Here is a 26,523-nt window from a genome sequence, read left to right as displayed (position 1 = left end):
TCGCCGGATGGAAAAAGTCAGGTAAACCCCGCATAGCGACGGTTGCAGCCTCTGCTTAGTATCGCATGTTACCGATAACGTTACGACGAGTTAAACGACGTATCTACATAAAAAACAAACCAAAGGAAGACAACGGATGCGTATCAGATCGGCCTCGACACGCCTGCTCTATATGGCGGCTACGCTTTGTTCGGCTGCGTTGACGGCAGGTTGCGCGAGCAATCATGCACCGGCTGCTCATGACGGTCCGCCGCTCTCAGCGGCACCCGCCGAAGCGACACCGCAACTGAAAAACGTGATGGCCGCGCATTTCAAGGTCGGCGCTGCGATCGAACCCGATTCGATAGAAAATCCCGCCGACGCCGCGTTGCTAGCCGCGCAGTTCTCGAGCCTCACGGCGGAGAACAAGATGAAGCCGGGCACCATCGGCGTCGCGGAAGGCCAATACAACTTTGGGCCTGCCGACCAGATCATCGCATTTGCGCAGGCTCACGGCATCGCGGTGCGAGGCCACACGCTCGCGTGGCACTATCACGCGGGTGACTGGACAGAAGCGCCCGCCTGGTTCTTCGCTGGCGATCCGCAAGACCCGCACTATCATGACCTCGTCGCGGCGCGCTTACGCCGTTATGTGACCGACGTGGTCACACATTTCCGTGGCAAGGTCTATGCGTGGGACGTGGTCAATGAAGTCATCAGCGACGATCCGCACCAGGTCTATCGTGAAGATAGCCCGTGGTATCGCGCGCTGGGGAAAGACTACATTGCGATTGCGTTCCGTGCGGCGCGCGCGGCCGACCCGGACGTCAAGCTCTATATCAACGAATACAGCACCGACGACTCAGTCAAACGCGCGAAGCTGCTGTCCGTGGTTCGTGAGTTACGCGCTGCGGGCGTACCGATCGACGGCGTAGGGCATCAGATGCATATCAGCGTCAACTGGCCACCGATCGCGAACCTCAAGCAGGCTTTCGACGACGTGGCGGCAATGGGACTCGAAAACCAGGTGACCGAACTCGACATGAGTCTCTATAACGATTCCGGCGCGTGCTGGAGGGATCCGCATGCATGTCTGCCCGACCTCGGCAATCCCGTCCCGAACGACGTGATGCGCGCTCAGGCGCTGCGTTACCGGGCCGTGTTCGATCTGTTCGACCATGAGCCGAGCATCAAGGCGGTGACCTTCTGGGGTTATTCGGACAAGCATACGTGGCTGACGTCGACACCGGCGCCGCGCAACAACCTGCCGCTGCTGTTCGACGCGAATCTGCGACCGAAGGCGGCCTTCTGGGCGATTGTCGATCCGGCTTATCAGCCTTGACCTGTTCGTGGCGAGTGGTCCGCGATAATCACGGACCACTCGCCAGAGGGAACATGCTGACGACTCGCAATTACTAAGCCGCGCGACGTCACGGTCCATACGCGTCCATCTGATCCAGCTCGGCGGCGTCGGCCGCTTCGTCGGCGGGCTGCCCCGCAGCGGTCGCATGCGAGCGTTCAGGTGCCTGAACCACGGGGCCAGGCATCTTGCCTATGCCCTCGTCGATACGTTGCAGGAGATAAGGGAAGAATGGATTCGACGCGATTCTGAACATCGAGTCGAGCGTGAGAATCAACGTGCCGCGTTCGCCGCGCGGTGCAAGCGTCCCCAGGTTTTCGTTGAAGTTCTCCTCGTCATTGGGTGCGATGCCATAGAGCGCGTCTGTTATTGGAAACGGAATCGCGACGTGCGACAGCGAAAAAATATCCTGCGGATAGTCGATATCCAACGGCTTCACACGCACATCCACTTCGCCCGCATCAACGCTGCGTTCCACCGTATGGGCAGAATCCTGCGACGCGTTCGCGATGACCGTGGTCCGATAGTTTTGCGGACCCACACGCAATAACCGCGAAAGCGCCGTGTATGACGCCACGCGCAGGAAGGTCCGGAATCGCACGCTGCGGTTCAGATCGAACAAAACGACTTCACTGCCGTTCTGCGGAAGCTGATCGTACAGTGACGACATCACAGCCGGCGTACTGACAGTGAAATCGATCACTGACTGGAACGTCAGTACCGGCGGCAATTCAACCAGCTTGTTCTCACGATGCAAGCGGATGATCTGATCCTGGATGGTCCTGGTGAGCAGATACGATTGACGCGCGCCATTCACCGGAAACGAGTTGTACTTGAACGGGTTGAACTCCGGAACCACGCCGAGCCACGCGGCGTTCTCGAAGGCCGGGAGTATGGCCGGCAGCCCGGCGAGTCCCGCGAAGCGCGCGTAGCTGGTCACACCGATCATCGGTGAAATGAGCACGACGCGGGTCGGGCGGCTCAGCGCCGGGTTGTCGATGGAATCCAATGCATATTGCAGCGCCAGCGCCCCGCCGTTCGAGAAGCCGACGAGCTCCAGCGGCTTGTCGGGACCAATCCGTCGACGCGCCTCGCGCACCGCCAGCCGGGTCGCCGCAGCCCACTCACGCCACTCGACGTTGGTCAGACCGGCGGGCACCGTGCCATGTCCTGGCAGACGAATACCGATCGCGACAAAGCCCCGGTCGCGATAACGGCGCGCAATGTGCCGCAAACTGAACGGCGAATCCGTCAAACCGTGCAGCATCACGACAGCGCCAACCGGCGGCCCCGACGGTTCGAGGATGTACGAGCGGTTCCAGTCCTGCTTGAAATGTTCAGGGTAGATCGGCGCGCCTTCGTAGTACCGGTTCGACGGAACACGCTCGGAGGGCCTCAGCTTTTCGACGACATTCATGCGCACGTCATCGAAAATGCGGGACTCTGCCTTGAGGTAGGTATTCCAGTCGCCCGTATCCATTTCTTCGACTGTCAGCTCGCGTGGCACGTAGGTATGCCAGACCGACAGAGCCGGTCCGCGCTGCGAAGACCATGCACGCAATGCCAATGCGCCAATGGCAAGCAGGACCAGAACCAATACGCCTATTGTTATCACCTTCAGCAGCTTGCGTAGCATTCGTGCTCTCACAGTGAGGGGTGCGGATTTTTCAGCGCTCTGGATCCCGCTTTGACATCCTAAAGTCTTTTAGTCATTCGTTCAATTTCGACGGCAGCCAAATGCGGCCTATGCAGGATGCCACATTCCGCGATGGATTAAATTGCCAACGATTGGCCAGACCCGACGCAAATTAACAGGACGAACAGGCGGCACGCGGCGATCGACCACGCACGCATGGAGAAACAGATGATTTATTGCGAAGCAACATGACGCCGTGCGGCGACGCGTTCGCGTCCCTAACGACGTTCAATTGACAAAAAACTGAGGGCAAATTGTCAGGTAGGCAACTCGAAACGATCACCTTGCCGGGGCCGACGCGCACGCACGTCACACGCTGCCCCGGCCCGCGCGACCTTACCGGCGTCCGCCTGCGATATTCCCGGCCACACCGCCCGCCGCGCCGCCGATAAGCGCGCCGGTCCACGCGTCACCGCCCGAAATCGCCGCGATACCCGCCCCCCCGGCAGCCCCAAGCGCTGCGCCACTGAGCGTTCCCTGTTGCCGCGAGTTCATATCCGTGCATCCGGTCGTAATCGCCAGAGCCCCAATTGTCACGATCCATCCAAGTCGTTTCATGATCGGCTCCTTATTGGTTCTTTTGCAAGCCAGGCAAGACCATTTCAAACCAGATGGTCTCGATCACAGGATGCTGGATCATCGTCGGATTGGTTGCATACCAGTTGTCAACGCCCTGACGCACGCTGTCGAGCGTTTGACCCTGCATGCCTTTTGCAAAGCGCGGCGCGATGTCCTTGTTGCTGGCCTGCCCGTGATTCGCGTAATAGGCCCGCTCGATATCGATCAGATTGGCGACACCCACGAGATACGCGTTCTTGGCCTCGACCGTTGAAGTCGTCCATTGCTGGCCCGTGACAATCGGAATTTCATCTGCCCGGGCAGCATTGCCCGTCAATGTCAACGTCAGGAAAGTCAGAGATAACAGCGTTCGCCATGGTGATTGAGTGGCCATCACTTACTCCGTGGAAGTTGTGTTCTCCTGCGGTCTGCCGCCGAGCGCATTCGGTGGCGTCGATCTGGTGTGCAGAGTCATTGTCTCCGTGTCGGGTCGTGCCTCCTTTCGTGAGCTCTCACCGAATCTGGTCAGTGGTGTGCATTCGGTATTGCCTGGTAGAAAATACGTTTGCTTTCAAGCCCGGCTGCTTCGTATCTGAACGCCAGCTGAAGATGGTTTGGCAGTTCGGCGTTGACCATGGCGGCAGCCGTGTGGATCAACGCCGGCTAACGTGGACAAAAGGGTACGAAGTAAAGTCTAGAGCGTTTTTTTATATTTCCAAGTCTATTTCCAAAGAATCGGTATAAGAATAACGCTTCGAGGCACTCGGGTTCTCTTGACTTTTGTTAACTATCCTTTAACGGCGCGGCACGCAGATTCCTCGGCGCTGAGCGACATCAATTCCAGTAGTAATGCAAACCACTCATCAAGGAAAACCGGTAGAGCTGCGCAAACTCGGACTGTGAATTCCCCACGTTCCATTGCCCATATGCAAACAGTTCCGCTGCCGGACTCAATTTGTAGTTGACCGACAAGGCCAGATTGCCGCCCCGCGGCGAATCGAATGCCTGCATATACCGAATTGTCAAATCGACCTTGTTGAACAGATCCGTGCGACCCAGTTGAACCATTGCGTAACGTCGACCGAGCAGGCTTTGCTGCGGGTTAAGCGATTGCCCCAGCAGTCCGGCCGCGGCTGGGTTGCCTGCCGCAAGCGCCGTATTACCGGATTGAATGGCCTTCTGATAAGAGCGCCGTTCGCCGCTGCTGTACCCATCGCCGTTGTAGAGCAGTTCCAGAGTCTGGGTCCACCCCGACGTAAGCGTGTAACTTGCGCCAAGCAGCGCGCTCGCGCGTAACGAACTGTCGCGGGTCTGGTTCTGCACGAACGTCCACCCGGCCGGAGCCTGAGGCTGCTGAACGGCAAATAGCGCATTACGCCCCCGCCCTAGCGACGCGTCGCCATAGAACAGCAATGCGTCCGACGCCGTCCACGTACCGTATGCGCCGATCCGGTCCACGCCGTTATCCCGATGCGAAACCAGCGCGCTTGCCGACGCCGATTCACCCGTCCAGTTGACCTTGAGCGCCGTCACTGGAGAAAAGTTTTCTTTCATCGTGTCGCGTGTGTCGACGTGAAAGTTACTGATCGCTTCAACGCTCCAGGCCGGGTTGATTTGCGCGCTCACGCGCACGATGTCACGGCCAAGCAACTCCCTCACTGGATCGGTCTTGCCCGTTTCCGCGAAAAACGGATTGCTCGGCGACAGCATGATCGAACTGCCCCAAAGCAGCACGCTGCGGCCTACTTCGACGTTGACGGGGCCCGCCTGGCACGACAGGCGCCCTTCGTTGAGATACGCATCACTCGACGTGCCGCTGGCGTCTGGCGTATTACCTTGCCAGACAAAAAAGCCGCGTGGCTTGAGTTGCAGATAACACGGATCGACCGTCAGGGTCAGGTCCACCCGAGGGGCGAACTGAGCCTGCGTGGTGGGCAGTTTCGCAATCTGGTTATTCGGATTGGCAAGCGAGCGTCCATTGATGACGCTCTCGGTCGCATAGCCGACAAGCTGCGTGTGATGACGCAATGTGAAGCGCCCTGACGACGCATCGTCATCTTGCGTGTCGGCGCCCCACGCCGACCCCGGCATTCCGCTCGATACCAATGCGAGCGTGTGAAGCAGACCGAACACGACACGCGCCGTTCCGGCCCGCTGCTTGCGCTGCCGTCCCTTCGCCCTTTTCAGATGCATGACTTCGATAGCCTGCGATCAGGGGCGATTGAGTGAACCGAGGTTGAACATGTCCGCGCCAAATTTCTTCGTGGCGACTTCGCTGTATTGCAGCAACGAGTAGTTTGACTTTTCGATGGTGTCCTGGATACTCATCTTGCTGACAAACGGCTGCGCACGGCCATCGATATCGAGTCGATTAGCCATCTCGAACGAAGCCGTTTTAAAGATCTTTCCCGAGACGGTGTAAAAATCGGCCTTCAGCGGAACGAGACGCGACACGGAAACGTAGTAGACGATCCGGTCGTAGGTAACGAACTTGCTCTTCGCAACCAGATTGAGCACGTAAGCGTCTTCCCCGTCCACCTGTTCGGTACGAAGCAACGTGGCGTCATAATCCTTCGCGTAGTTGGTGGACGCGATGTCGCCATTCGAAGCAGGACCCACCATTTTCTGACGTGTGGAAATGGACACCGGTTTGGTGAGCGTCGCCTTGCCGAACCACATGCTGCGGCCATTCTGCAATAGACGGCTACCCGCTTCGCGCGGCGGATAAGTCGCTTCAGCGAGACTGTCTTCACCGCTTGCACGCACGAGATAACTGCGCTTGTCGATCGGACCACCGGAATCCTGGCCAGTAATGTCGATCGTCCATTGAACGCCGTTCAAACCACCTCCGCGAGCGCGATCGCTAGCGGCGACGATCTGCGTCGCATCCAGTGTGGAAGTTGAAGTGGTATTGGCCGGTGAATCCGTTGCATAAGCAGCACTCGCGAGAACGAGCGACGCCACCAGAAAAGCGGTCTTTTTAAAAATCTGCATGTTCGTCATACCTGATAAGAAACAATAAAGCGACGCGGCCGCTTAAACGAAGCTCAACGCGTCGACTACTTCGACACGTGTCGCGCGATAAGCCGGATAGGCAGCGCACAGCACCGCGAAGAAGCTCACTGCGAGGGCAATCCCGCCCATCCGCAGCCAGTCGAGGTCGATTTGCAGCAACACGCGGTCTGATGAGTTGGGTGGCGTATAGCCGATACCGGACGCGTTAATAGAAAGTGCCGCGACGATCGTGATGACAAGCCCCAATAAACAGCCGAGCAACGCGATCCAGAATCCTTCGAATGCAAACAGTCTGACCACGCCCGTGTTAGTCAAACCCAGCGCGCGCAGCGTGCCGATTTCCCGGGTTCTTTCGATCACCGCCATCGACATCGTGTTTGCCACGCTCATCGCGGAGATCACCAGAACGATGCTGGCAATGAACGAGAAGATCATGTCGAACAGGCCTTTGACTTGCGTATAGAAGCTCGACATTTCCTGCCACGTCCTGATCTCGACATCGAATCCTTCGGCTCGCATCTGGCGGCTCAGATCCAGCTTCGACTTCTCCGTCAAACCTGCGTTGTCGAGCAACACGATGAAGCGTTCCACCGACTCCGTGTTCATCAGCGACTGAGCCAGTGCGAGCGTGGTCAGCACGTATTTGTCATTGGTGCCGGCGCTGCCCGTATTGAAGATATCGACGACATCGGCATCGACCGCATTCGCCTGGCCGTCGATAGTCGACGCCAACAAGCTGAAGGTCTCGCCTTTTTTCAGGTTGAGCAGCTTGGCGAGATCCGAAGACACGGCGACGCCCGCGTCTCTATGCGAATCGAGGCGGCCGCCGGCATCACCATCGAGCGTTGCGCCGAGCTTGTCGTTATGGTCGGCAACAATGCCCTCGCCAATGAATACCGTCGACGCTTCACCATTTGAAATCAGGCCATTCAGACTGAGCCGTGGCGACACCAGCTTGGTGCCCGGCTCGCGCAAAATAAGCGCTTCTATCTTCGCGGTTTCTTCCGGCGTGAATAAATAGCGCTTCGGATGGAGCTTGCCTTCCAGTTGAAAGCCCCGCTTGAAAATGGTCAGATGCCCAAGCCGCTCACCCATCACGGCTTGCTGTTCAAGCCCTGCATAGACATTGGCGATATACCCGCTGAACAGATTGATCGCAGCGAGCCCGAATGCAATCGCGGCAAGCGTGACAAAGCTGCGGCGGCGGTTTCTAAACGCGTTTCTAAGCGCGAGAACAAGCGAATGCATCAGAGTTCTTCTCCATCAGGCAGCCGTCCGTCGCACAGGCGGATAGATCGGCTCATATAGCTCAGCGCGCGCTCGTCGTGAGTCGAGAAGACGAAGGTGGCGCCATGTGTCTGGTTGAGTCGCTGAAACAGTTGCATGGCCGCTCGCGTATTGCCGCTGTCGAGGCTGGCCGTCGGCTCGTCGGCGATCACGAGTCGCGGGTCCGTAATCAATGCGCGTGCGATGGCTACACGTTGACGCTGTCCACCGCTCATCTGGTCCGGGCGTTTGTGGTGATGTCCGTCCAGCCCGACTTCGTCGAGTAGTTCGCGTGCCCGCGTGTTCTGCGCCTGACTCGTACGTCCAGCGAGGCGCAGCGGCAGCAACACGTTGTCCACCGCATCGAGCACGGGGATCAGGTTATAGCTCTGAAACACAAAGCCAATCGACGCTTGCCGCCGTTTGGCGTACTCAAGCGAAGTCAATCGGGCCGTGGATTCGCCCAGCACCTGGATCTCTCCCGTCGACGGTTTGTCGAGCAAACCGATCAGGTTCAGCAGCGTGGTCTTGCCGCTACCTGACGGCCCGACGATCGCCAGCATCTCGCCGGCCTGAACGTCCAGGTTGATGTCGGCGAGCGCATGCACGTAGCCATATGTGCGACTCACGCCGATCAGGCGTGCAACCGGCGCGGCGGGTTCGGCCACGCGCGCGGCTTCCGCATCGGGCGATGCGGACTCATGTAAACCGATACTCATGAATGTCCTGATTCTCTAAAGATGGGCGGGAGCAACATTGCCAGGTGATGTGCTGAGCCGTGCTATGGGTCCGTTCGGCAGCAGAAAGACCTTGCCGCGGCGACCCGGCTCGTCCGTGTGACGCAACGCGTTGCCGATTGCATCGAGTGGATAGAGCGCGGCGATTTCGGCGCTCAGAACGCCTCGGCGCAGCAACTCGACGGCCTCGGCAACCAGCGTGTTGCGCTGGGCGAGGGTCATACGCGACAGCCGGTGAGTCAGCCAGAAGCCCTTGAGTTCGACGCCGCCAAAAATCACTTCGTCGCAACCCAGCTCGATGGGTCTGCCGGACAACATGCCGTAGTTGACGATCGTGCCGCCGCGTTCGAGTAGCGGAGCGAGACGCGCGACGCCGTCGCCGCCGACCGCGTCGAGTGCGAGCATGGCGGGCGCGCCGTGCATGACCGCTTTGGCCGCCTTGACCATGTGCGGGCCATCGACCAGCGCCACATCGCCGCCGGCGGCTTTGACTTCATCGACCGCATCGGGACGACGCACGATATTCAGCGTGCGCAAACCGTCGTGCCGCGCGATCTGCATCACTGCGCGGCCGACGCTCGACAGCGGCGCGGTCTGCACGATCCATGAGCCGCGCTCCAGCACTGCGTGACGGCGCACCAGTTCGAGCGCCGTGCAGGCGCCAACCTTGAGCGCTGCAAGCTGCAGCGGATCGAGTTCCGGCGCAACCTTGAGCACCGTCGAAGCCGCAACCCGACGCTGCTGACACCAGTTGTCATTGCCAATCAGAATGACGCGGTCGCCCACAGCCAGATCGCGCACCGACGCACCACACGCGACGATCCGCCCCGCGGCTTCCAGACCGAGCGTGGCAGGCAGCTTCGGCCGTTCGCCGTAACGACCCGCGAGCTTCGCCAGGTCGGCGGGATTGATCGCGCAGGCTTCGACATCGACCAGCACTTCCCAAGCCGACGGGTCGCCCGGCGCCGGCACCTCGCAACACCGTGCCGCGTGCGACGGAGGACCGAAAGCGTCAAAGCGAATCTGCTTCAAAACAGCCCCTTGCTCGCCGGCGCGTTAGCCTTCAGTTCAGCCAGCAGGCGAATCGTGCGGTCGATCTGTTCGCGCGTATGCGCCGTGTTGACGAAGAAGCGCAAACGCGCTGCATCGCGCGGCACCACCGGGAAGATCATCGGGAACGTGAAGATGTTGTTGTCGAACATCCGCGCAGCCATCCACAACGCCACTTCGGCGTCGGGCAGCATCACCGGAATCACCGCCGACCCCGCGCTCGGCCCGGTATTCAAGCCGGCATGCGCCGCCTGTTCGCGGAAGTAGTTCGCGTTCTCCACCACGCGGCGGGCACGCTGCGGCTCGGCGCGCATGATGCGCAATGCCGCAAGACCCGCAGCGGCATTCGCGGGCATCGGCGAAGCGATGTAGAGCCCGAGCCCCGGCGCGTAGTACTTGAGCATCGTGATCAATTCGCGGCGGCCCGCAATGTAGCCGCCGATGGTCGCGAACGCCTTGCTCATCGACGCATAGTGAATGTCGATATCCGCGCTGTTCAAGCCAAAATAATCGACCACGCCCAGACCCCGCGTACCGATCACGCCCATCGAATGCGCTTCATCGACCATCAGCAGCGCGTGATGCCGCTTCTTGATCTCGATCAGCCGCGGAATATCAGGGATGTCGCCATCCATGCTGAACACGCCTTCGGTCAGAATCAGCACGCGCTCGAAATTGCCGCGATGCTCGGCCAGCAATCGCTCCAGTGCATCGCAATCGTTGTGCGGGAACGCAAAGCGGCGCGCGCCGCTGAGTTTCGCGCCGACCAGCATGCTGTTGTGAACCAGTTCGTCGTACAGCACGAGATCCTGCTTGCGTGCGAGATAGCCAATCGCCGCGACGTTGGTACCGTAGCCGCTGACGCCGAGTACCGCGTCCTCGACGCCGAGCATGTCGGCCAGTTCCCGCTCGAACTCGTTGAAGACAGGAATCTCGCCCATGATGATCCGGCCCGATCCGGTCGACGTGCCGAAGTCGTCGATTGCCTGCTTGGCCGCCGTCTGCACACGCGGATCGCCCGACAGATCGAGGTAGTTGTACGACGAAAAGTTGATCATTCGTCGTCCCGCGACGTCGACTTCCGCGCTGGCCACGCCGACATGCTCGCGGAACATGTTCCACTCGTAGCCCTGCTTGTCGTAGTACCAGCGCGTATTCTCGTATTCGCGCAGTTCGGGAAACTGTGCGAAGTCGTAATGCTCGGGACCGACCGTGGTCCTGGCAGAAGCGCTCCGCGCCAACGGCACGTCATCGCCCGACGCAGCCGCGCCGCGCTGTTTGCCGAGGAGCCTGGCTCGCAAACGCTCGGCATGCATTTCAGCATTCATCTTCAACTCTCCTTGATTCTTTCACGCGCGCGACGAGATCACGCGGCCTGGACTTCTGCCGCGACGGCGTCACTGCCCTCGCCCCAGCCGAACGCATTCAACGCCTTGTCGGCAATCGCGCGAATCGTCAGGTCGTCGAGAATCTCGAGCACCGACACGCTGATGCCAAGATCGCGCCCAAGTAGCGCCTGAATTTCGGTCGCCATCAACGAATCGACACCTAGATCGAGAATGGGCCGGTCGACTGGAATGGCTTCAGCATCGATGTCCAGTTCGTCGGCGATCAGCGACCCGACCAGACTCGCCAGCACCGTGAAACGGTCGGCTGCGGGCAACCCGGCCAGTTCGGCGCGCAACACAGCGCCCGGATCAGCGTCGGGGCTGGAGTCGGCGGCAATCAGTTCCGCGTAACGCGGCGACTGCCCCGCCAACGTTTCGTAACGGCCCCACTCGCTCCAGTTGGTGATCAGCGTGACGCCGAGTTGCGTGACGTCGCGCAACATCGCGCGTTCGAGCCAGTTCAGCGCCTCTGCCGATTCCATGCCGCGCAGTCCCATGTAACGCATGAACTGTTCGAGCTTTTCATCGCGCGTCACGACGCCGACGTCGGCAATCGCCCCCCAGTTGATGCTGGTGGCCGGCAGTCCCATGGCGCGGCGACGCCACGCGAGTCCGTCGATAAAACCGTTCGCGCTAACGTAGCTGGCCTGACGGCTGTTACCCACCAGATTCGCGATCGATGAGTAAAGAACGAAGTGATCGAGCGTCATGTCGCGTGTCAGTTCGTGCAGCAGACGCGCGCTTTCGGCTTTGCTGCGCATCACGTCAAGCAGATCCTGCGGATTCAGCTCGGCAATCGGCTGGTCGATGATGACTGCCGCCGCGTGGAACACACCGCGCAACGGCGGCGCCGACGCAGCAATCGTCGCGAACAGATCGCGCACCTGACCTTCGTGAGCCAGATCACATTTCATGCAGACGACATTCACTCCGCGTTGCCGCAGATCGGCGACGAATGCGCTCCGTTCCGGCGTGTCGGCGCCGCTGCGGCCTGCCAGCACGAGATGACGCGCGCCCCGCTCCGCCATCCAGTGCGCGGTCTTCTGGCCGAAGCCACCGAGGCCGCCGGTGATCAGATAGGTTGCATCGGGTTTGAACGTGATCGCTTCGTGCACACGCACCTGCAACGCGGTGGATGCGTCATCGAAGCTGACGATCAGCGGCAAGTCGCTATCGGGCAACGCGAACTTCCGGGTGGCGAGATCGACAATCGATACCGAGAGGCTTTCGGGTGCGGTGAGTTCAGCTGCGTTCGAACGGTCTACGGCTTGCCTGAGCGCTTCAGCAAAACGCCCAGCACGCTGTGTCAATACCGACAGGTCGGCACGCACGATCGACGAAACCGAGTGTGGCAGCGTGAACGCGCAAGCGTGCTGGTCGGTGTCGAGCAGAACGCCCCCGGCGGCGAGCGCCTGCCAGCCGAACGTCTCGGCCCATGTCCCCATCGGACCGACGATTGCGTCGAAACCCTTACCCTGAGTGATATCGACAACCGCCGCTTCCAGCGCGTCGTGGCCCGCGTCGATCAAGTTGCAGCCAGCCGTGAACGTGGTGGCGCCCGTGGTGTCACCGGCCGCCTGCCGCGCCAGCAACGTGGTCTGGATGCCGCGCCGGCGCAGCGCTGCGCCAATCGACAGCCCCAGTTCGCTTGTGTCGACGAGTACGCGAGCGTCCTCATCGAGATCTGCCTGGTCGACCACGCGTTCGGCAACCGCGTCACGCGCCGCCACCAGCAACAGCGATGCTGCGTCCGCACTTTCGGCCAACTGAACCAGATGGAATGCAGAGCGCGGCCCGCGAACGTGGCTGGCGAAGTCGGCAGGCGCGAGACCGTAGACCCGCTGGCCGGCGCGCAGATCGGCAACCGCAGCGCCAACACCGTGTACCGTCGCGACCACTTCCACGAAGTTCTGATCGAGGGTGTCGTTGTTCGTGGTGCGCAACGCGCGCATCGTCAACGCGACGCAGTCCACCTTCAGTTCGATTTCGTCATCGCGCAATGGCGCGCGGGCAATTTCGATCAGCTTGACGCTACCGGCGCCCTCTTCGTGTTCGCGGAGGCTACGCACCTTGACCGCGCGGCTGCTGGTCAGCGGCAGAGACTCGATGCGCGATTGAGTCAACGAAGCATTGGCAGCCAGGCGGCTGAAGAACCGGCGCCCACGACGGATCGCGACTTCGTCTTCCGGCGCGTCACACAGCAATTCGAGGATCGCCGCGTCGATATCGTCGTCGGTTTCATCGGCTGGAACGTCGACGGTGCTGAAACGCATGCCTTCGAGTTCGTTGAACGCGACGCGGGCAAAGCCATTCAGCGCAGTCTGTGCCGGCTGCACAGGTGCATCGTTGCCTGTGACATCGAATGCATCACGCGTTAGCACATAGGCACGTGGCCGCTCCGTGACCGGCAAGCTGGCGAGACGGCGGGTCACCGCATGCATGAAGAGCAACGCCTGGGTTCCCGTCGGGTCGGTGCCGTCGAGCGTTGCATTCGCGCCGTGGATGAACACCACACCATGCAGTGCGCCAGCGGCTTCCAGTGCGCGGGCGATGTCCTCAGCCGAATCGGGACGCACCGTCATCCGCTCGCCCTGAACGCTGAACGAGGAGCCCTCGGTCAGTCGCGCGCAAACTCGCGCGCCGAATGCTTCGAGCCCGGCGGTCAGCCGGTCGGCGAGCGGCGCTGTGGCGCGAGCTTCGACGATCAACCAGTGGCCGAGACGCTGCGGCTCGGACAGACGGCCGGCGTCGGACCATTCGTAGCGCAGCATTTGCAGCTTCACCGGATCGCCATACGCGTCGGTGCGTTCCACCTTCGCCGACGATGCAGTCACGCGCAGCCCACGGATCACCGCCAGCACGCGACCGGCGTCATCGATGATCGTCAGGTCCGCGTCGACATGGCGCGGCGTGGCGCTGACCTGCACGGCCTCACACCAGTAGTGATCCGGCAACGCCGGCACGAGCAAGCGGAGTTCCTTGAAACCGGTGGGCAGGAAGGTCGATTCGTTGTCGTCGAGCATGCTGACGAGCACCTGGAAACAGGCGTCGAGCATGACCGGCTGTGCGCGATAACCGTCGCCGCGCAGATCGGCATCGCGCTCGATCAGCGCGAGCACGCGTCCGCCTTCCGGTGCGACGCGCAGCGCCCGCACCGACTGGAATTTCGGACCATATTGCAAACCGATACGCGACAACTCGCGATAAAACACGGCCGGATCCTGCTCGATAGAGAGCGCAGTTTTTAGCGCTTGCAGATCGACATGACGGGTTTCCGCCGTTTGCAACGCGGCGACATTACCGGTCAGATGCAGTTGACCTTCGCCGATCTTGCCGCTTTCGACGCTGCGAATCGCCACTCGGCTCGTGCTGCGTTCATAGCTTGAAACGTAGTCGATGGCGCGGTCGCTGGAAATGACGAGCGGTGCGCGGATCTCCACGTCGTTCAGACGCCAGCCCGGTGCATCAGGATGCAGCAATGCGGCGATTTCGAGCAACGTCTCCACATAGCCGGCGGCCGGCATGATCGACGTACCGGACACAATGTGATCCTTCAGATACGCGAGACCGTCGTGTTCGAGATCGTTGACCCACACGTCGAGCGCAGGATACTGCTCGCAGCCGAGCATTGGACGATCGGTCGGACTGACACGTTGATAAACCGCGCGCTCTGTTTCGAGCCACGAATGCTCTCGTTGCCACGGATAGTTCGGCAGCGCGGTAGCTTGACCGTCGCCATTGAGCCGCGTCCAGTCGATCTCGCCACCGCTTGCGAAGACCTGCGCGACCGTACGATGCAGCCGAACCCGTTCGACATCATGGCGGCGTAGTGTCTCGACGAGGCGAATTTCTTTTGCGCGCGCCTTGGCGCAATCGCGCAATGCGCTCGACAACACCGGATGAGGGCCGATCTCGACAAAGGTCGTGAAGCCATCGTCGAGCAACGATTGGACGGCGTCGGCAAACGCGACCGGTTGACGAACGTTTTGCGGCCAGTAGGCAGCGCCGAACGACGGCCCTTCGGCGCGGCGACCCGTGACTGTCGAGTACAACGGAACCTGAGATTCACGCGCGACGACCGAGCCGAGCGACGACTTAAGCTCGTCGAGAATCGGGTCCATCAGAAAGCTGTGGTACGGCACTTCCACATTCAGCACGCGGTGGAAAACCTCGCGCGCGGCGAGTTCGGCAGCAAGCGCTTCGATCGCCGCCGTTTCTCCCGACAGCGTGAGCGTGCTGGGTCCGTTGACCGCCGCCACTTCGACGCGCCCCTCGAACGGCCGCAGCAACGTTGCGACGGTTTCCCGGTCGAGGCCGACCGCGAGCATGCTGCCGCTGCCTGCGGTAGTCGCCTGCAAGCGGCTGCGCTCGTAGCACACGCGCAGCGCGTCTTCGAGGCTCAACGCACCACTGACGCAAGCCGCCGTCACTTCACCGACGCTGTGGCCCGTCACTGCCCCCGGGGTGACGCCCGCGGCGCGAAGCACGGCCACGATGCCCCACTGAATCATGAAGTTCGCCGACTGCGCGTGGATCGTTCGCGTGATTTGCGATTCGGCTTCGCTCTTCAGCATTTCAGCGAGGATCGAAAAGCCGGCGATACGCTGAAAGAGCTGGTCGGCTTCGTCGACGGCAGCGCGGTAGACAGGCTCGTCGCGATAGAGCTCCTGCCCCATCGCCCACCATTGCGGACCCATGCCGGTGAACACCCACACAGGCAACTGATGCCCTGACGCAACCTGTTGACCGGTGACGGCCTTGTCCGACTTTTCACCCTGCTGCAACGCGGCCAGTGCGTCGAGCAACTCGCGCTTGTCTGCGCCGAGCACGACAGCGCGATGGCTCAACGCAGCACGGTGTAACGCGGCGGAATGCAGCAGATCGGTGACCTGAGCGTCAGGCTTCGACAGATGATCCGAGTAGCGTTGCGCGAGCGCCTTGAGCGCGGCCGCACTGCGCGTGGAGAGCGGCAAATAGAGGGGGAAACCGGCAGGGCGCGCCGACGTTGGAGCAACGGCCTTGCGCGCCACTTGCGGTGCTGAACGCAACACCACGTGCGCATTCGTGCCGCCGTAGCCGAAGGAATTGATGGCTACGAGGAAGGGTTCATCCGGCTCGGCCAGCGGAATCGATGCATCGGCGAGACGCACGCCGAGTTCTTCGAATGCAATGCCGGGGTGCGGAGTTTGAAGATTGCCGAGTGGGAAAGCCTCGCGATGCATCAGCGAGAGCACGGCCTTGATCACGCCGACCACGCCGGCGCCCGCTTCCAGGTGGCCAATATTGCTCTTGATCGAGCCCAGCACGACCCGTTCATCGCCATGACGGCCCCTGCCATAAACCGATCCGATCGATGCTGCTTCGAGCGGATCGCCCACTGCCGTACCGGTGCCATGGCACTCGACATAGCGCACCTGATTCAAATCGATTTCGAAGCGCTCGCAGACCTCGCGGATCAACTGGCTCTGCGCTTGCGCGCTCGGCATGGAGATGCCGGGCGTGCGGCCGTCGGAATTGACGCCGGCACCCGCGACCGTCGCCAGAATGGTGTCGCCGTCTGCCAGCGCTCTCTCCAGCGTCTTCAATACGACGATGCCGCCGCCTTCGCCACGGCCGTAGCCGTCACCGCGGGCGTCGAAGGATTTGCATTGGCCGTCGCGCGACAGGAATTGGCCCTTGCTCATGCCGATCGAGTACTCGGGCCGCGTCATCACGTTGGCGCCGCCGACCACGGCGACCTCACAGTCGCCCGCCCAGATGTCGCGGCATGCATAGCTGAATGCGACTAGCGACGACGAACAGGCTGTGTCGATCGAAAGGCTCGGTCCGCGAAGATCGAATGCGTGCGACAGGCGGTTCGCCAGCATGGTCATCATCATGCCGGCCGCCGTGTTGGCGTTATGGCGCGTGCGGTTCGCGACCTGCATTAGCGTGACCATGTGATCGAGCATGAAGCCGCCCACGTAGACGCCGACCTTGCTGCCGGCATGCCTGGGCAGGTCGAGACCGGCGTTCTCGAACGCTTCCCAGATCAGTTCGAGCAGCAGGCGTTGCTGCGGATCGAGGTTTTCGGCAACGCGCGCAGGAAGATCGAAGAAGTCGGCGTCCATTGAACGGACGTCCTGCTTGAGGAAGTTGGCCTTGTTGACATAAGCCTTGCCCTTCACGCTCTCGTCCGCCGAGTAGTAGCGAGCCGAATCCCAACGGTCTGGCGGAATCGGACCTGCGGTAACGACGCGTTCGCGCAGCGCAGCCAACAGGGAATCAAGATCGTCCAGTCCGCCAGGAAGGCGGCATGCCATTCCGATCACAGCAATTTCGCGCATGACAGTTATTTTTGATAGATGTTAAAAATATGTGCTTTTAAACGCCGATGCGTTTTCGGCGAATTTTATTTAGCCCCGCGCACATTTACTATTTCCACTGAATGTCTATATAAACCACTATTTATAGAATTCGAGTCTTATATGTTCTCATCGCCTTACGCCACTTAAACATAAAACCGCATCTCTCATTTCATATCGAAATGGAAATATGACTTTTCGTACAGATCCCGCAGAAATTTCCCAATACTCTTTCACACGATATTTTTGTTCTTTCAGCGGCTATGCGCTGACGTACGTGGATTTCATGCCAGATTGGCGGCCTTATTCTGCGTTCTGCCTGAAAATTCCATCTAACTTCATGTCCATTCCAATCAACGAATTTTCATTAATTCCACTTATCCGATAACGCCCGCTTCTTTATTGGTCGCCAGAATACGGTTGAGGCTTGGTCACAGACATCAGACAACTCTTAAAGACCGTTTCGAGCGGTGTAGTCATTTGGAACCCGCATTCGGGCGGACCAATTCCATACGAATGCGAAAGAGAGATGGAATAAACACGCGCTATTTGACGAAAATCAGGCGCGATGCCGTATAGGCTTAAACGCTGATTCTGGCGGCGGGTAAAGTGGCTGCGTAGCAGTGAATACGGGGAGACGCTTAATTGACCGTTAGTTGCATATCGATCGTTGACAGAAGTCGTGATTCGGAACCGTGCGGGAGTTAAACCTGCGTGACCTCAACAGGCTTTAGCTTGTATTTTCAAAATACAGCGCATAGACTGTATCATCGTTTAACAGGGTATAACCTGTTATGGTGTCGAAGCACGAAGCGGAGATTCACCGTGGACTACCCCATTAAAACGCTGGGCCAGTTGAGGCCGATTTTGCAAGGCTTCCGCAAAGCGGCCGGCCTTACGCAAGCCGGTATGGCCAGCCATCTCGGCGTAACGCAGCAAACCTACGCGCAACTCGAGGCCAATCCAGCCGCAGTCAGCGTGGATCGGCTATTCAGGGTTTTGCGGGTGCTACAGGTCGATTTGACGCTCGTCCCCCGCGCCGCCGGCTCATCGGAAAGCGACGTCGTTGTGGAAGAGACGCTGCCACCTGCGCCCATCACACAACCAGTTCGCAAAACCGCAGCTACCCGCGCAACGAAGAAAGATCTGGTAGAAGCGACGGGTAACGCGAAGCGCAGCACTCCCTCTTCGCCCAACCAAAAGGCTTCACCGGCCGCGCCCGCACGCTCCAGAAGCAAGAGCTCGACGAGCAGCGGCACCTCACGCGGCGCCACCAAACCAAAAAGCGTCAACAGGAAACGGGAGGAGTGGTAAGCATGGCGCGAAGCCCCTACCCAAGCCGCCTGAACCTGTGGATGAACGGTTTGCAGGTCGGCCATTGGGAAACCATGCGTAGCGGCGAACGTCTGGTCTATCACGACGACTGGATCAGCGATCCTCAAGGGCGTCCACTTTCGCTATCGCTTCCTTTTACGCCGGGCAATCAGCCGTATCGCGGCCAGATCGTCGCGGACTATTTCGACAACCTGCTGCCCGACAGCGAGCCGATTCGTCGACGGATCGCGACACGCTATAAAACGGGCAGCACCGCGCCGTTTCCCCTTCTTGCGGCGCTCGGGCGTGATTGCGTCGGCGCGCTCCAGATGTTGCCGCCCGACGAAGCACCCGGCGACCTCACAAGCATCAACGGCCGCGCGCTCAGCGAAAGCGAGATCGCCCAACTTCTCAGGGGAACGACTTCTGCGTCGCCGCTGGGTCAGGACGACCCTCTGGAAGACCTACGCCTGTCCATCGCGGGCGCGCAGGAAAAGACCGCGCTGCTGCGGCATCGCGACCGTTGGTGGTTGCCTGAAGGCAGCACGCCAACCACCCATATTTTCAAGCTTCCGCTGGGGCTGGTCGGCAACATGCGAGCCGACATGCGCACGTCGGTCGAAAACGAATGGCTGTGCTCGCAAATCGTCGCCGCTTACGGGCTACCTGTCGCCCGTTGTGAGATCGCGCGATTCGACGATGAGAAAGTGCTAATCGTCGAGCGGTTCGACCGCAGGCTATCCAGCGACGCCACATGGATCGTGCGGCTCCCGCAAGAAGACATGTGCCAGGCGACCGGTACGTCGGCACTTCACAAGTACGAGTCGGACGGCGGCCCCGGCATAGAGGCGATTATGGAAGTGCTGTCCGGATCAAGCCGCGCGGCGGCAGACCGTCGCCATTTCTTCGTCACGCAGATGATTTTCTGGCTGCTCGCCGCGACCGATGGCCACGCGAAGAACTTCAGCATCGCCCATTTGCCGGGCAATCGCTACGAAGCCACGCCGCTTTACGATGTACTGTCGGCACATCCGATTATCGGTGCCGGCGCGGGTCGCCTGGCCGCGCAGAAGGTCAAGCTCGCCATGGCAGTACGCGGCAAGAACGTCCACTATCTGCTCAATCAGATCCAGCGACGGCACTGGATTGCACAAGGTCAACGGGTCGGTTTTGCCGCCGCCGACGTTGAAATCATGATCGACGATCTAACGGCACGGACCGAAACGGCCATCGACGAAGTGTCGTTGTTATTGCCAGAAGACTTTCCGATGGATGTCGCCGGGTCGATCTTTGAAGGCATGCGGCGGCTGAACAAAAAACTGGCAACGTAGGCGTCATTTCACGCACGCTCTACCACCGCATCAAAAAAAATGGCGCCAAAGGCATTCAGCCTGAGGCGCCATTGCGTGGCACTACGACGAGAACATCACGCCGTAGCCCAACAGCCCGCTTACATATTCACCGTGTCGGCAACTTCCTTGAAGTCTTCGATCTGGTCGAAGTTCATGTACTTGTAGATCTTGTCGCCGTCGGCGCTGAGCACGCCCATGTCGGCCATGTACTCTTCCTTGGTTGGAATCTTGCCCAGACGTGAGCAGATCGCCGCCAGTTCCGCCGAGCCAAGGTACACGTTCGTGTTCTTGCCCAGACGGTTCGGGAAGTTACGGGTCGACGTCGACATGACGGTTGCGCCTTCGCGCACCTGTGCCTGGTTGCCCATGCACAGCGAGCAGCCCGGCATTTCGGTACGGGCACCGGCCGTGCCGAAGACGCCGTAGTGACCTTCTTCGGTCAGTTGCTTCTGGTCCATCTTGGTCGGCGGGGCCACCCACAGCTTGACCGGAATGTCGCGCTTGCCTTCCAGCAACTTCGACGCCGCACGGAAGTGACCGATGTTGGTCATGCACGAGCCGATGAACACTTCGTCGATCTTTGCACCGGCCACGTCCGACAGCGTCTTCACGTCGTCCGGATCGTTCGGGCAAGCCACGATAGGCTCGTGGATGTCAGCCAGGTCGATCTCAATGACAGCAGCGTATTCAGCGTCGGCGTCCGGCGACAGCAATTGCGGGTCGGCCAGCCACTGTTCCATCGCCGCGATGCGGCGTTGCAGGCTGCGCGGGTCCTGGTAGCCTTGAGCGATCATCCACTTCAGCAGCGTGACGTTGCTGTTGAGGTACTCGATGATCGGTTCCTTGTTCAGGTGGACCGAGCAACCGGCGGCCGAACGTTCAGCCGAAGCATCCGACAATTCAAACGCTTGCTCGACCTTCAACTCCGGCAGGCCTTCGATTTCGAGAATGCGGCCCGAGAAGATGTTCTTCTTGCCTTGCTTGGCTACCGTCAGCATGCCTTGCTTGATCGCGTACAGCGGAATCGCGTTGACCAGGTCACGCAGGGTCACGCCAGGCTGCATCTTGCCCTTGAAGCGGACCAGCACCGATTCCGGCATGTCCAGCGGCATCGTGCCGGTAGCCGCCGCGAAGGCGACCAGGCCCGAGCCAGCCGGGAAGCTGATACCGATCGGGAAACGCGTGTGCGAGTCGCCGCCGGTGCCGACGGTGTCGGGCAACAGCATGCGGTTCAGCCACGAGTGGATCACGCCGTCGCCCGGGCGCAGCGCGATGCCGCCACGGTTGCTGATGAAGTTCGGCAGGGTCTGGTGAGTCTTCACGTCCACCGGCTTCGGATAAGCGGCGGTGTGGCAGAACGACTGCATGACGAGGTCGGCCGAGAAGCCCAGGCACGCCAAGTCCTTGAGTTCGTCGCGAGTCATCGGGCCGGTGGTGTCCTGCGAGCCGACCGAGGTCATCTTCGGTTCGCAATACGTGCCCGGGCGCACGCCCTTGCCTTCCGGCAGGCCACATGCGCGGCCGACCATTTTCTGCGCCAGCGAGAAGCCCTTGCCGCTGTCGACCGGCTGCTGCGGCAGGCGGAACAGGGTTGACGGCGCCAGACCCAGCGCTTCGCGTGCCTTGGTGGTGAGACCGCGACCGATGATCAGCGGAATGCGGCCGCCGGCGCGCACTTCGTCGAACAGCACGTCGGACTTGACCTGGAATTCAGCGATCACTTCGCCGTTCTTCAGCGCCTTACCTTCGTACGGGCGCAGTTCGACCACGTCGCCCATTTCCATTTGCGACACGTCGAGTTCGATCGGCAATGCGCCGGCGTCTTCCATCGTGTTGTAGAAAATCGGGGCGATCTTGCTGCCCAGGCACACGCCGCCAAAGCGCTTGTTCGGGATGAAGGGAATGTCTTCGCCCGTGAACCACAGCACCGAGTTGGTCGCCGACTTACGCGAGGAGCCGGTGCCGACCACGTCGCCCACGTAGGCGACCAGGTGACCCTTTTCCTTCAGCGATTCGATGAACTTGACCGGGCCACGTTTGCCGTCTTCTTCCGGGGTGATACCGGGACGGGTGTTCTTCAGCATGGCCAGCGCGTGCAGCGGAATGTCCGGGCGGGTGGTGGCATCCGGGGCCGGCGACAGGTCGTCGGTATTGGTTTCGCCCGTTACCTTGAACACGGTGATGGTCAGGCTTTGCGGCACTTCCGGACGGCTCGTGAACCATTCCGCGTCGGCCCAGCTCTGCATCACTGCCTTGGCGTGCGCGTTGCCCTTGTCGGCCAGTTCCTTGACGTCGTGGAACTGGTCGAACATCAGCAAGGTTTTCTTCAGCGCGTCGGCAGCCACGGCGGCAACTTCGGCGTCAGACAGCAATTCGATCAACGGCTGGATGTTGTAGCCACCCAGCATCGTGCCGAGCAGTTCGGTGGCGCGGGCGCGCGAGATCAGCGAGCAGGCGGTCTCGCCTTTAGCCACGGCGGCCAGGAAGCCAGCCTTTACGCGGGCGGCTTCGTCCACGCCAGCGGGCACGCGGTTGGTGATCAGATCGACCAGCGCCTGCTCTTCGCCAGCGGGCGGATTGATCAAGAGCTCGACCAGTTCGGCGGTCTGCTGTGCCGTCAGCGGCAGGGGAGGAATACCGAGCGCGGCGCGCGCGGCCACGTGAGCACGAAAGTTTTCAAGCATGGGGAACCTGCTGATATTGCGTTTCAGGGGGAGGCTTTTCAAGCCTTCGAGGCTTTTCCGGGCACTGCTTTTGGCGCAATTTTAATCGGGATGCCCTGTAACGTCAAATGTCTTATGTCTTATATAAGAGTTGGACGCTAAACGGGAGGAATCGTGGCCGCTCGTCGTCGCCCGCTACCTTGATAGCCGCCAATGGCGCGGTGTGCACGACGGCGTTCCCATTGCGGTTGCCTCAGTGTGAACAGGCGCGCCTCGCCTCCACCATTGCGTCCTGCTCTGGAGGTGTCTGGAACGCAGCTTCCAGGAGCGCGTGTTCGTCGGCTATCTTTGCCTGGAAGCACGCCTGATCGATGTCACGGGGAGTCGTCGCGGCATACGCGCCGGCGATCACCAGCATGGTCATCAATAAACCGGTGAACGTCAGCCCAGCCACCCATCGTTGCGCTTCTACATCGCTGGCTGACAGTTGCCCGTTTTCATCCTCCTTCACGCTCTTCTCGATACCAATCATTTTCTATCCCCTGAACTGACAACTCCGATGCTGATGCAGGGAATAAGATATGAAAAGTTGAATTTCCTGACCTCTTCGTTCAGTTTTTTCCAATCAGGTATTGGCATGAGAGAAATTAGTCTGGACCGCCTGCGCACGCTGGTGACAATCGTGGACCATCGTTCCTTTGCGGACGCCGCGCGCGTCCTGCATCTGTCAGCGCCAACAGTCAGTCTGCACATTCAGGAACTGGAGGAACGCATTGGCGCGCCGTTGCTGTCACGCAAGCGCGGACACGTTCACCCCACGGCGATTGGGGAGACCCTTCTGAAAAAGGCCCGGCATCTGCTGGCCGATGCCGGGCAGGCGCTTGACGATGTGCGGCGGCAGGTGCAAGGACTCGAGGGTCGTGTACGACTGGGCGCGTCGACGGGCGCTATAGCGAACCTGCTGCCGCGAGCGCTTGAAGCATTGGGACGGCAGCATCCCGCGATCGATGTCCAGATTACGGTGCTGACGTCGCAGGGCACGCTTGGCCGCCTCGCGGAAGGATCGCTGGATATTGGACTGGTCGCGTTGCCTCAGCCCACGATGACGGGCCTCCTGATCAAGCCCTGGCGTCGGGATCCTGTCATGGCCTTCATACCCGCACAATGGAAATGCCCTGCCCGCGTCACCGCAAGCTGGCTGGCTGCCAAGCCACTCGTTCTCAATGACTCGACGACCCGGCTTTCGCAACTAAGCACCGAGTGGTTTGCGGCGGCCGGTCATCATCCTGCGCCACGCATTCAGCTTAACTACAACGACGCAATCAGAAGTCTGGTCGCGGCTGGTTACGGTGCAGCGTTGTTACCTCATGAAGCCGCTACTCCATCGCACGATCCGCGCATCGTCATGCGGCCGTTGCGACCGGCGCTATGGCGCCGGCTCGGCATTGCACATCGGGCGGGGCGCGTCGAGAGTTCCACGCAACATGTTCTCGATATCTTGTGGGATCTGCGAGTGGTCTAGAAAGCGCTGATGGAGCATATGTTCCGCGCAGCCGATTGCCGGCAGCTACCCGCGCTGGTTCGCGTTCCCAACGCTACGACCGGTTGGATTGCCCGGGCCTTGGACGCCGGCGCGCAAGGTGTGGTGGTTCCGCGCGTGGAAACAGAGGACGACGCGAGACAGGTGGTAAGCGCAGCCTATTTTTTCGCCTCGTGGCACGCGCGGCGTTGGCATCGCACGGGGCTCGTCTTATGGTGCTCAACTGCGAACCATCGCGGAGCATGCGCACGAGCGCATCAGCGTGATTGTGCAAATCGAAACCTTCACGGGCGTGACGAATGCGGCAAGCATTGCGAATGTGCGTGGTATCGACGCGGTCTTCATCGGCCCATTCGACCTCGTGCAGAGCCTGCTCGCCTTGCCAGAGTCGGAGCGCCCCAGCCTCGACGACGCTATCGCAACAATCAGGGAGTCTTGCGACGCGGCGGGATGTTGCCTCGGGATTTTCCGTCCTGACGATTCCAATAGACCTAAGTGAAGCGGATTTCCTTTGCTCATTATCGGAACTGACGTCACGTTCCTGCAATTGGGGATCCGTGCCTCCAGGTCCGGGCAGCTAACCTAGACGTTGACGTTCCCGATGCGTGCTGCGCGCGTCGCGATTCCGACGCACAGGTTAAAACGGAGGGGGCGGGATAACAGGCGATAACCGTTAAGTTGAGTTAAAAGACACATCGCGCTAACCGGAACCAACCGTTTAAATAACCTTCGACGATTGAAAAGGTTGTCAGCGAAAAACTTCAGTCATCGGGCTTTGACAACACTGGGTCCGCTAAATCACCTTCCGGCGCAGACGTTGGCGGAGAAGGCAGGCGTGGCATACGGAAACCAGCGTACGCAATGGCGATCGTCAACAATGGACTCACGAAGCAGAAGACCGCATAAGGTGCGTAACTCAGCGTGCTGACACCGAGCGTCGCTGCCATATACGCGCCACAGCTATTCCATGGAATCAGCGCGCCGGTCGGTGTGGCAGCGTCGCCAACGGCTCGCGACAGCACGATCGGCTCGAAACCTCGTCGGGCAAACGCCGTCTTGAACATCCGCGCGGGCAGCACGACAGCGATGTATTGATCGGCAGTGACAACGTTGGTAGCAACGATCGCCGCGACCAGAGACATGACCAGCGCACCCGCCGTCTTTGCACGCGCAATGACGGGCGCGATCAGCCGCTCGAGCACGCCGCACTTCTCCACCACGCCGCCAAATGCCAATGCCGTGATAATCAGCCAGATCGTGTTCAGCATGCTGTCCATGCCGCCGCGCGTGACCAGCACATCGAGCGCGGCATTTCCCGTCGACGCCTTGTAGCCGCTCGCCAACGCAAGCCACACGCCTTTCAGCAGCGCGAGCCACGCCGGCACACCTTGTTTCGCGGATGCGAATGCGATCACACGCTCGGGCGTGACGCAGACAGCGAGCAGACCACCGGCCAATGCACCGAGAAAGATCGCCGTGAAGGGTGGAATCTTGAAGATCGCCAGCAGAATGACGAGCACAAGTGGCAGGAACAACCACAGCGAGATGTAGAACGAACCTCGCATTGCGGCAATCTCGGCGCTTGCATCGAAGTCGCCCGGCTTGCCGAGAAAATAAAACAGGCCGAGTGTCACCACTATCGCCACGGCTGAAGTCAGAAACATCTCGCGGAGGTGTCGATACAGATCGACGCCAGCTGCCGCAGCGGCAAGATTCGCGGAGTCGGACAGAGGCGACGACTTGTCGCCGAAATACGCGCCTGAAATTATCGCGCCGGCGGTGATTGCCGGATTCAGCCCCATCCCCTGGGCGATGCCCATCAGGCCGATACCGATCGTGCCTGCGACCGTCCACGAGCTTCCGATACTCAGCGAGACAAACGCGCAAATAGCGGCCGCAGTGACGTAGAAGTAATTGGGGCTGAGAAGTTTGAGGCCGTAGTACACCATGGCCACGAGAGTGCCGCTGAGCGCCCAGGTGCCGATCAACGCACCGACCGCAAGAAGAATGAAGATCGCGCCGATACCGGTACTGACACTCGCCGCAGCCGCTTCACCGAGGGACGCCAGCGAATGACCGCGGCGCCATCCAATGAATACGGCGATCATCGTAGCGATAACCAGGCCGACCTGATTGGGGCCGCCCGCCCCGCCATCGCCAAACAGGTAATACGACAAGCCCACCAGCATAATCAGGCTGCCAACCGGAATGATCGCCTCGATCAGCGTGACCGGTTGAGGTGATTCGGGCCTCTTCATTTG

General features: G+C 60.5%; 18 protein-coding genes and 1 pseudogene. 6 read left to right on the top strand and 13 right to left on the bottom strand.

Features of this window, described 5'->3' with window-relative positions:
* Positions 1–136: 136 nt before the first annotated feature.
* Positions 137–1,321 (top strand): endo-1,4-beta-xylanase, encoded by a 1,185-nt coding sequence (locus LMG28727_RS31765; RefSeq protein WP_201646271.1) that lies wholly within the window; start codon positions 137–139, stop codon positions 1,319–1,321.
* A gap of 88 nt (positions 1,322–1,409) precedes the next feature.
* Here the strand turns inward: LMG28727_RS31765 and LMG28727_RS31760 are convergent, their stop codons facing one another.
* The 10 genes from LMG28727_RS31760 to LMG28727_RS31715 form a co-directional block, all read right to left on the bottom strand.
* Positions 1,410–2,975 (bottom strand): alpha/beta hydrolase, encoded by a 1,566-nt coding sequence (locus LMG28727_RS31760; RefSeq protein ID WP_201646270.1) that lies wholly within the window; start codon positions 2,973–2,975, stop codon positions 1,410–1,412.
* A 396-nt stretch (positions 2,976–3,371) separates the two neighbouring features.
* Positions 3,372–3,593: a hypothetical protein gene (locus LMG28727_RS31755; protein WP_201646269.1), complete on the bottom strand. Its 222-nt coding sequence runs from the start codon at positions 3,591–3,593 to the stop codon at positions 3,372–3,374.
* A gap of 10 nt (positions 3,594–3,603) precedes the next feature.
* Entirely contained in the window at positions 3,604–3,987 is a 384-nt protein-coding gene (locus LMG28727_RS31750; protein ID WP_201646268.1) for a hypothetical protein, read from the bottom strand.
* Between the two features lie 440 nt (positions 3,988–4,427).
* Positions 4,428–5,786, bottom strand: coding sequence for a hypothetical protein (locus LMG28727_RS31745; RefSeq protein WP_201646267.1), 1,359 nt, complete (start codon positions 5,784–5,786; stop codon positions 4,428–4,430).
* 18 nt (positions 5,787–5,804) lie between these two features.
* Positions 5,805–6,587, bottom strand: a complete 783-nt coding sequence (locus tag LMG28727_RS31740; protein ID WP_201646266.1) for an outer membrane lipoprotein-sorting protein — start codon at positions 6,585–6,587, stop codon at positions 5,805–5,807.
* Positions 6,588–6,629: 42 nt separating this feature from the next.
* Complete coding sequence (locus LMG28727_RS31735; protein ID WP_201646265.1) at positions 6,630–7,856, bottom strand: ABC transporter permease; 1,227 nt, start codon at positions 7,854–7,856, stop codon at positions 6,630–6,632.
* On the bottom strand, positions 7,856–8,593 hold the full coding sequence (locus LMG28727_RS31730; RefSeq protein ID WP_201646264.1) for an ABC transporter ATP-binding protein: 738 nt from the start codon (positions 8,591–8,593) through the stop codon (positions 7,856–7,858). Before LMG28727_RS31730 ends, LMG28727_RS31735 begins: the two co-directional genes overlap by 1 nt.
* 15 nt (positions 8,594–8,608) lie before the next feature.
* Entirely contained in the window at positions 8,609–9,583 is a 975-nt protein-coding gene (locus tag LMG28727_RS31725) for a zinc-dependent alcohol dehydrogenase family protein (RefSeq protein ID WP_201646263.1), read from the bottom strand.
* Positions 9,584–9,639: 56 nt separating this feature from the next.
* The gene (locus tag LMG28727_RS31720) at positions 9,640–10,989 is read right to left on the bottom strand and encodes an aminotransferase class I/II-fold pyridoxal phosphate-dependent enzyme (RefSeq protein ID WP_201646262.1); all 1,350 of its coding nucleotides are present in this window, start codon (positions 10,987–10,989) and stop codon (positions 9,640–9,642) included.
* Positions 10,990–11,027: 38 nt separating this feature from the next.
* Entirely contained in the window at positions 11,028–17,375 is a 6,348-nt protein-coding gene (locus LMG28727_RS31715; protein ID WP_201646261.1) for a type I polyketide synthase, read from the bottom strand.
* Positions 17,376–18,218: 843 nt separating this feature from the next.
* Here LMG28727_RS31715 and LMG28727_RS31710 point away from each other — a divergent pair.
* Complete coding sequence (locus LMG28727_RS31710; protein ID WP_201646260.1) at positions 18,219–18,707, top strand: helix-turn-helix domain-containing protein; 489 nt, start codon at positions 18,219–18,221, stop codon at positions 18,705–18,707.
* 2 nt (positions 18,708–18,709) lie between these two features.
* Positions 18,710–20,038 carry a type II toxin-antitoxin system HipA family toxin gene (locus LMG28727_RS31705; RefSeq protein ID WP_201646259.1) on the top strand — a complete coding sequence of 443 codons (1,329 nt, stop codon included), beginning with the start codon at positions 18,710–18,712 and terminating at the stop codon, positions 20,036–20,038.
* A gap of 119 nt (positions 20,039–20,157) precedes the next feature.
* Here LMG28727_RS31705 and acnB read toward each other — a convergent pair whose 3' ends face one another.
* Entirely contained in the window at positions 20,158–22,743 is a 2,586-nt protein-coding gene (gene acnB, locus LMG28727_RS31700) for a bifunctional aconitate hydratase 2/2-methylisocitrate dehydratase (protein WP_201646258.1), read from the bottom strand.
* 232 nt (positions 22,744–22,975) lie between these two features.
* Positions 22,976–23,254, bottom strand: coding sequence for a hypothetical protein (locus tag LMG28727_RS31695; RefSeq protein ID WP_201646257.1), 279 nt, complete (start codon positions 23,252–23,254; stop codon positions 22,976–22,978).
* 105 nt (positions 23,255–23,359) lie between these two features.
* On the opposite strand from LMG28727_RS31695, the gene LMG28727_RS31690 reads away from it, so the two are divergent.
* From LMG28727_RS31690 to LMG28727_RS31685, 3 genes and pseudogenes are all read left to right on the top strand, one after another.
* Complete coding sequence (locus LMG28727_RS31690) at positions 23,360–24,244, top strand: LysR family transcriptional regulator (RefSeq protein WP_201646256.1); 885 nt, start codon at positions 23,360–23,362, stop codon at positions 24,242–24,244.
* Between the two features lie 9 nt (positions 24,245–24,253).
* A pseudogene (locus LMG28727_RS34885) lies at positions 24,254–24,409 on the top strand (aldolase/citrate lyase family protein); the annotation flags it as partial.
* Positions 24,410–24,422: 13 nt separating this feature from the next.
* Complete coding sequence (locus LMG28727_RS31685) at positions 24,423–24,761, top strand: aldolase/citrate lyase family protein (protein ID WP_268960568.1); 339 nt, start codon at positions 24,423–24,425, stop codon at positions 24,759–24,761.
* 262 nt (positions 24,762–25,023) lie between these two features.
* On the opposite strand, the gene nhaC is transcribed toward LMG28727_RS31685, so the two are convergent.
* The gene (nhaC, locus tag LMG28727_RS31680) at positions 25,024–26,520 is read right to left on the bottom strand and encodes a Na+/H+ antiporter NhaC (RefSeq protein WP_201646254.1); all 1,497 of its coding nucleotides are present in this window, start codon (positions 26,518–26,520) and stop codon (positions 25,024–25,026) included.
* Positions 26,521–26,523: the final 3 nt, after the last annotated feature.

Source organism: Paraburkholderia metrosideri (assembly GCF_904848625.1).
In the GTDB taxonomy this organism is placed as follows: Bacteria; Pseudomonadota; Gammaproteobacteria; order Burkholderiales; family Burkholderiaceae; genus Paraburkholderia; species Paraburkholderia metrosideri.
Note: the sequence above shows the minus strand (reverse complement) of the source record. Positions and strands in the feature narration are given on the sequence as shown.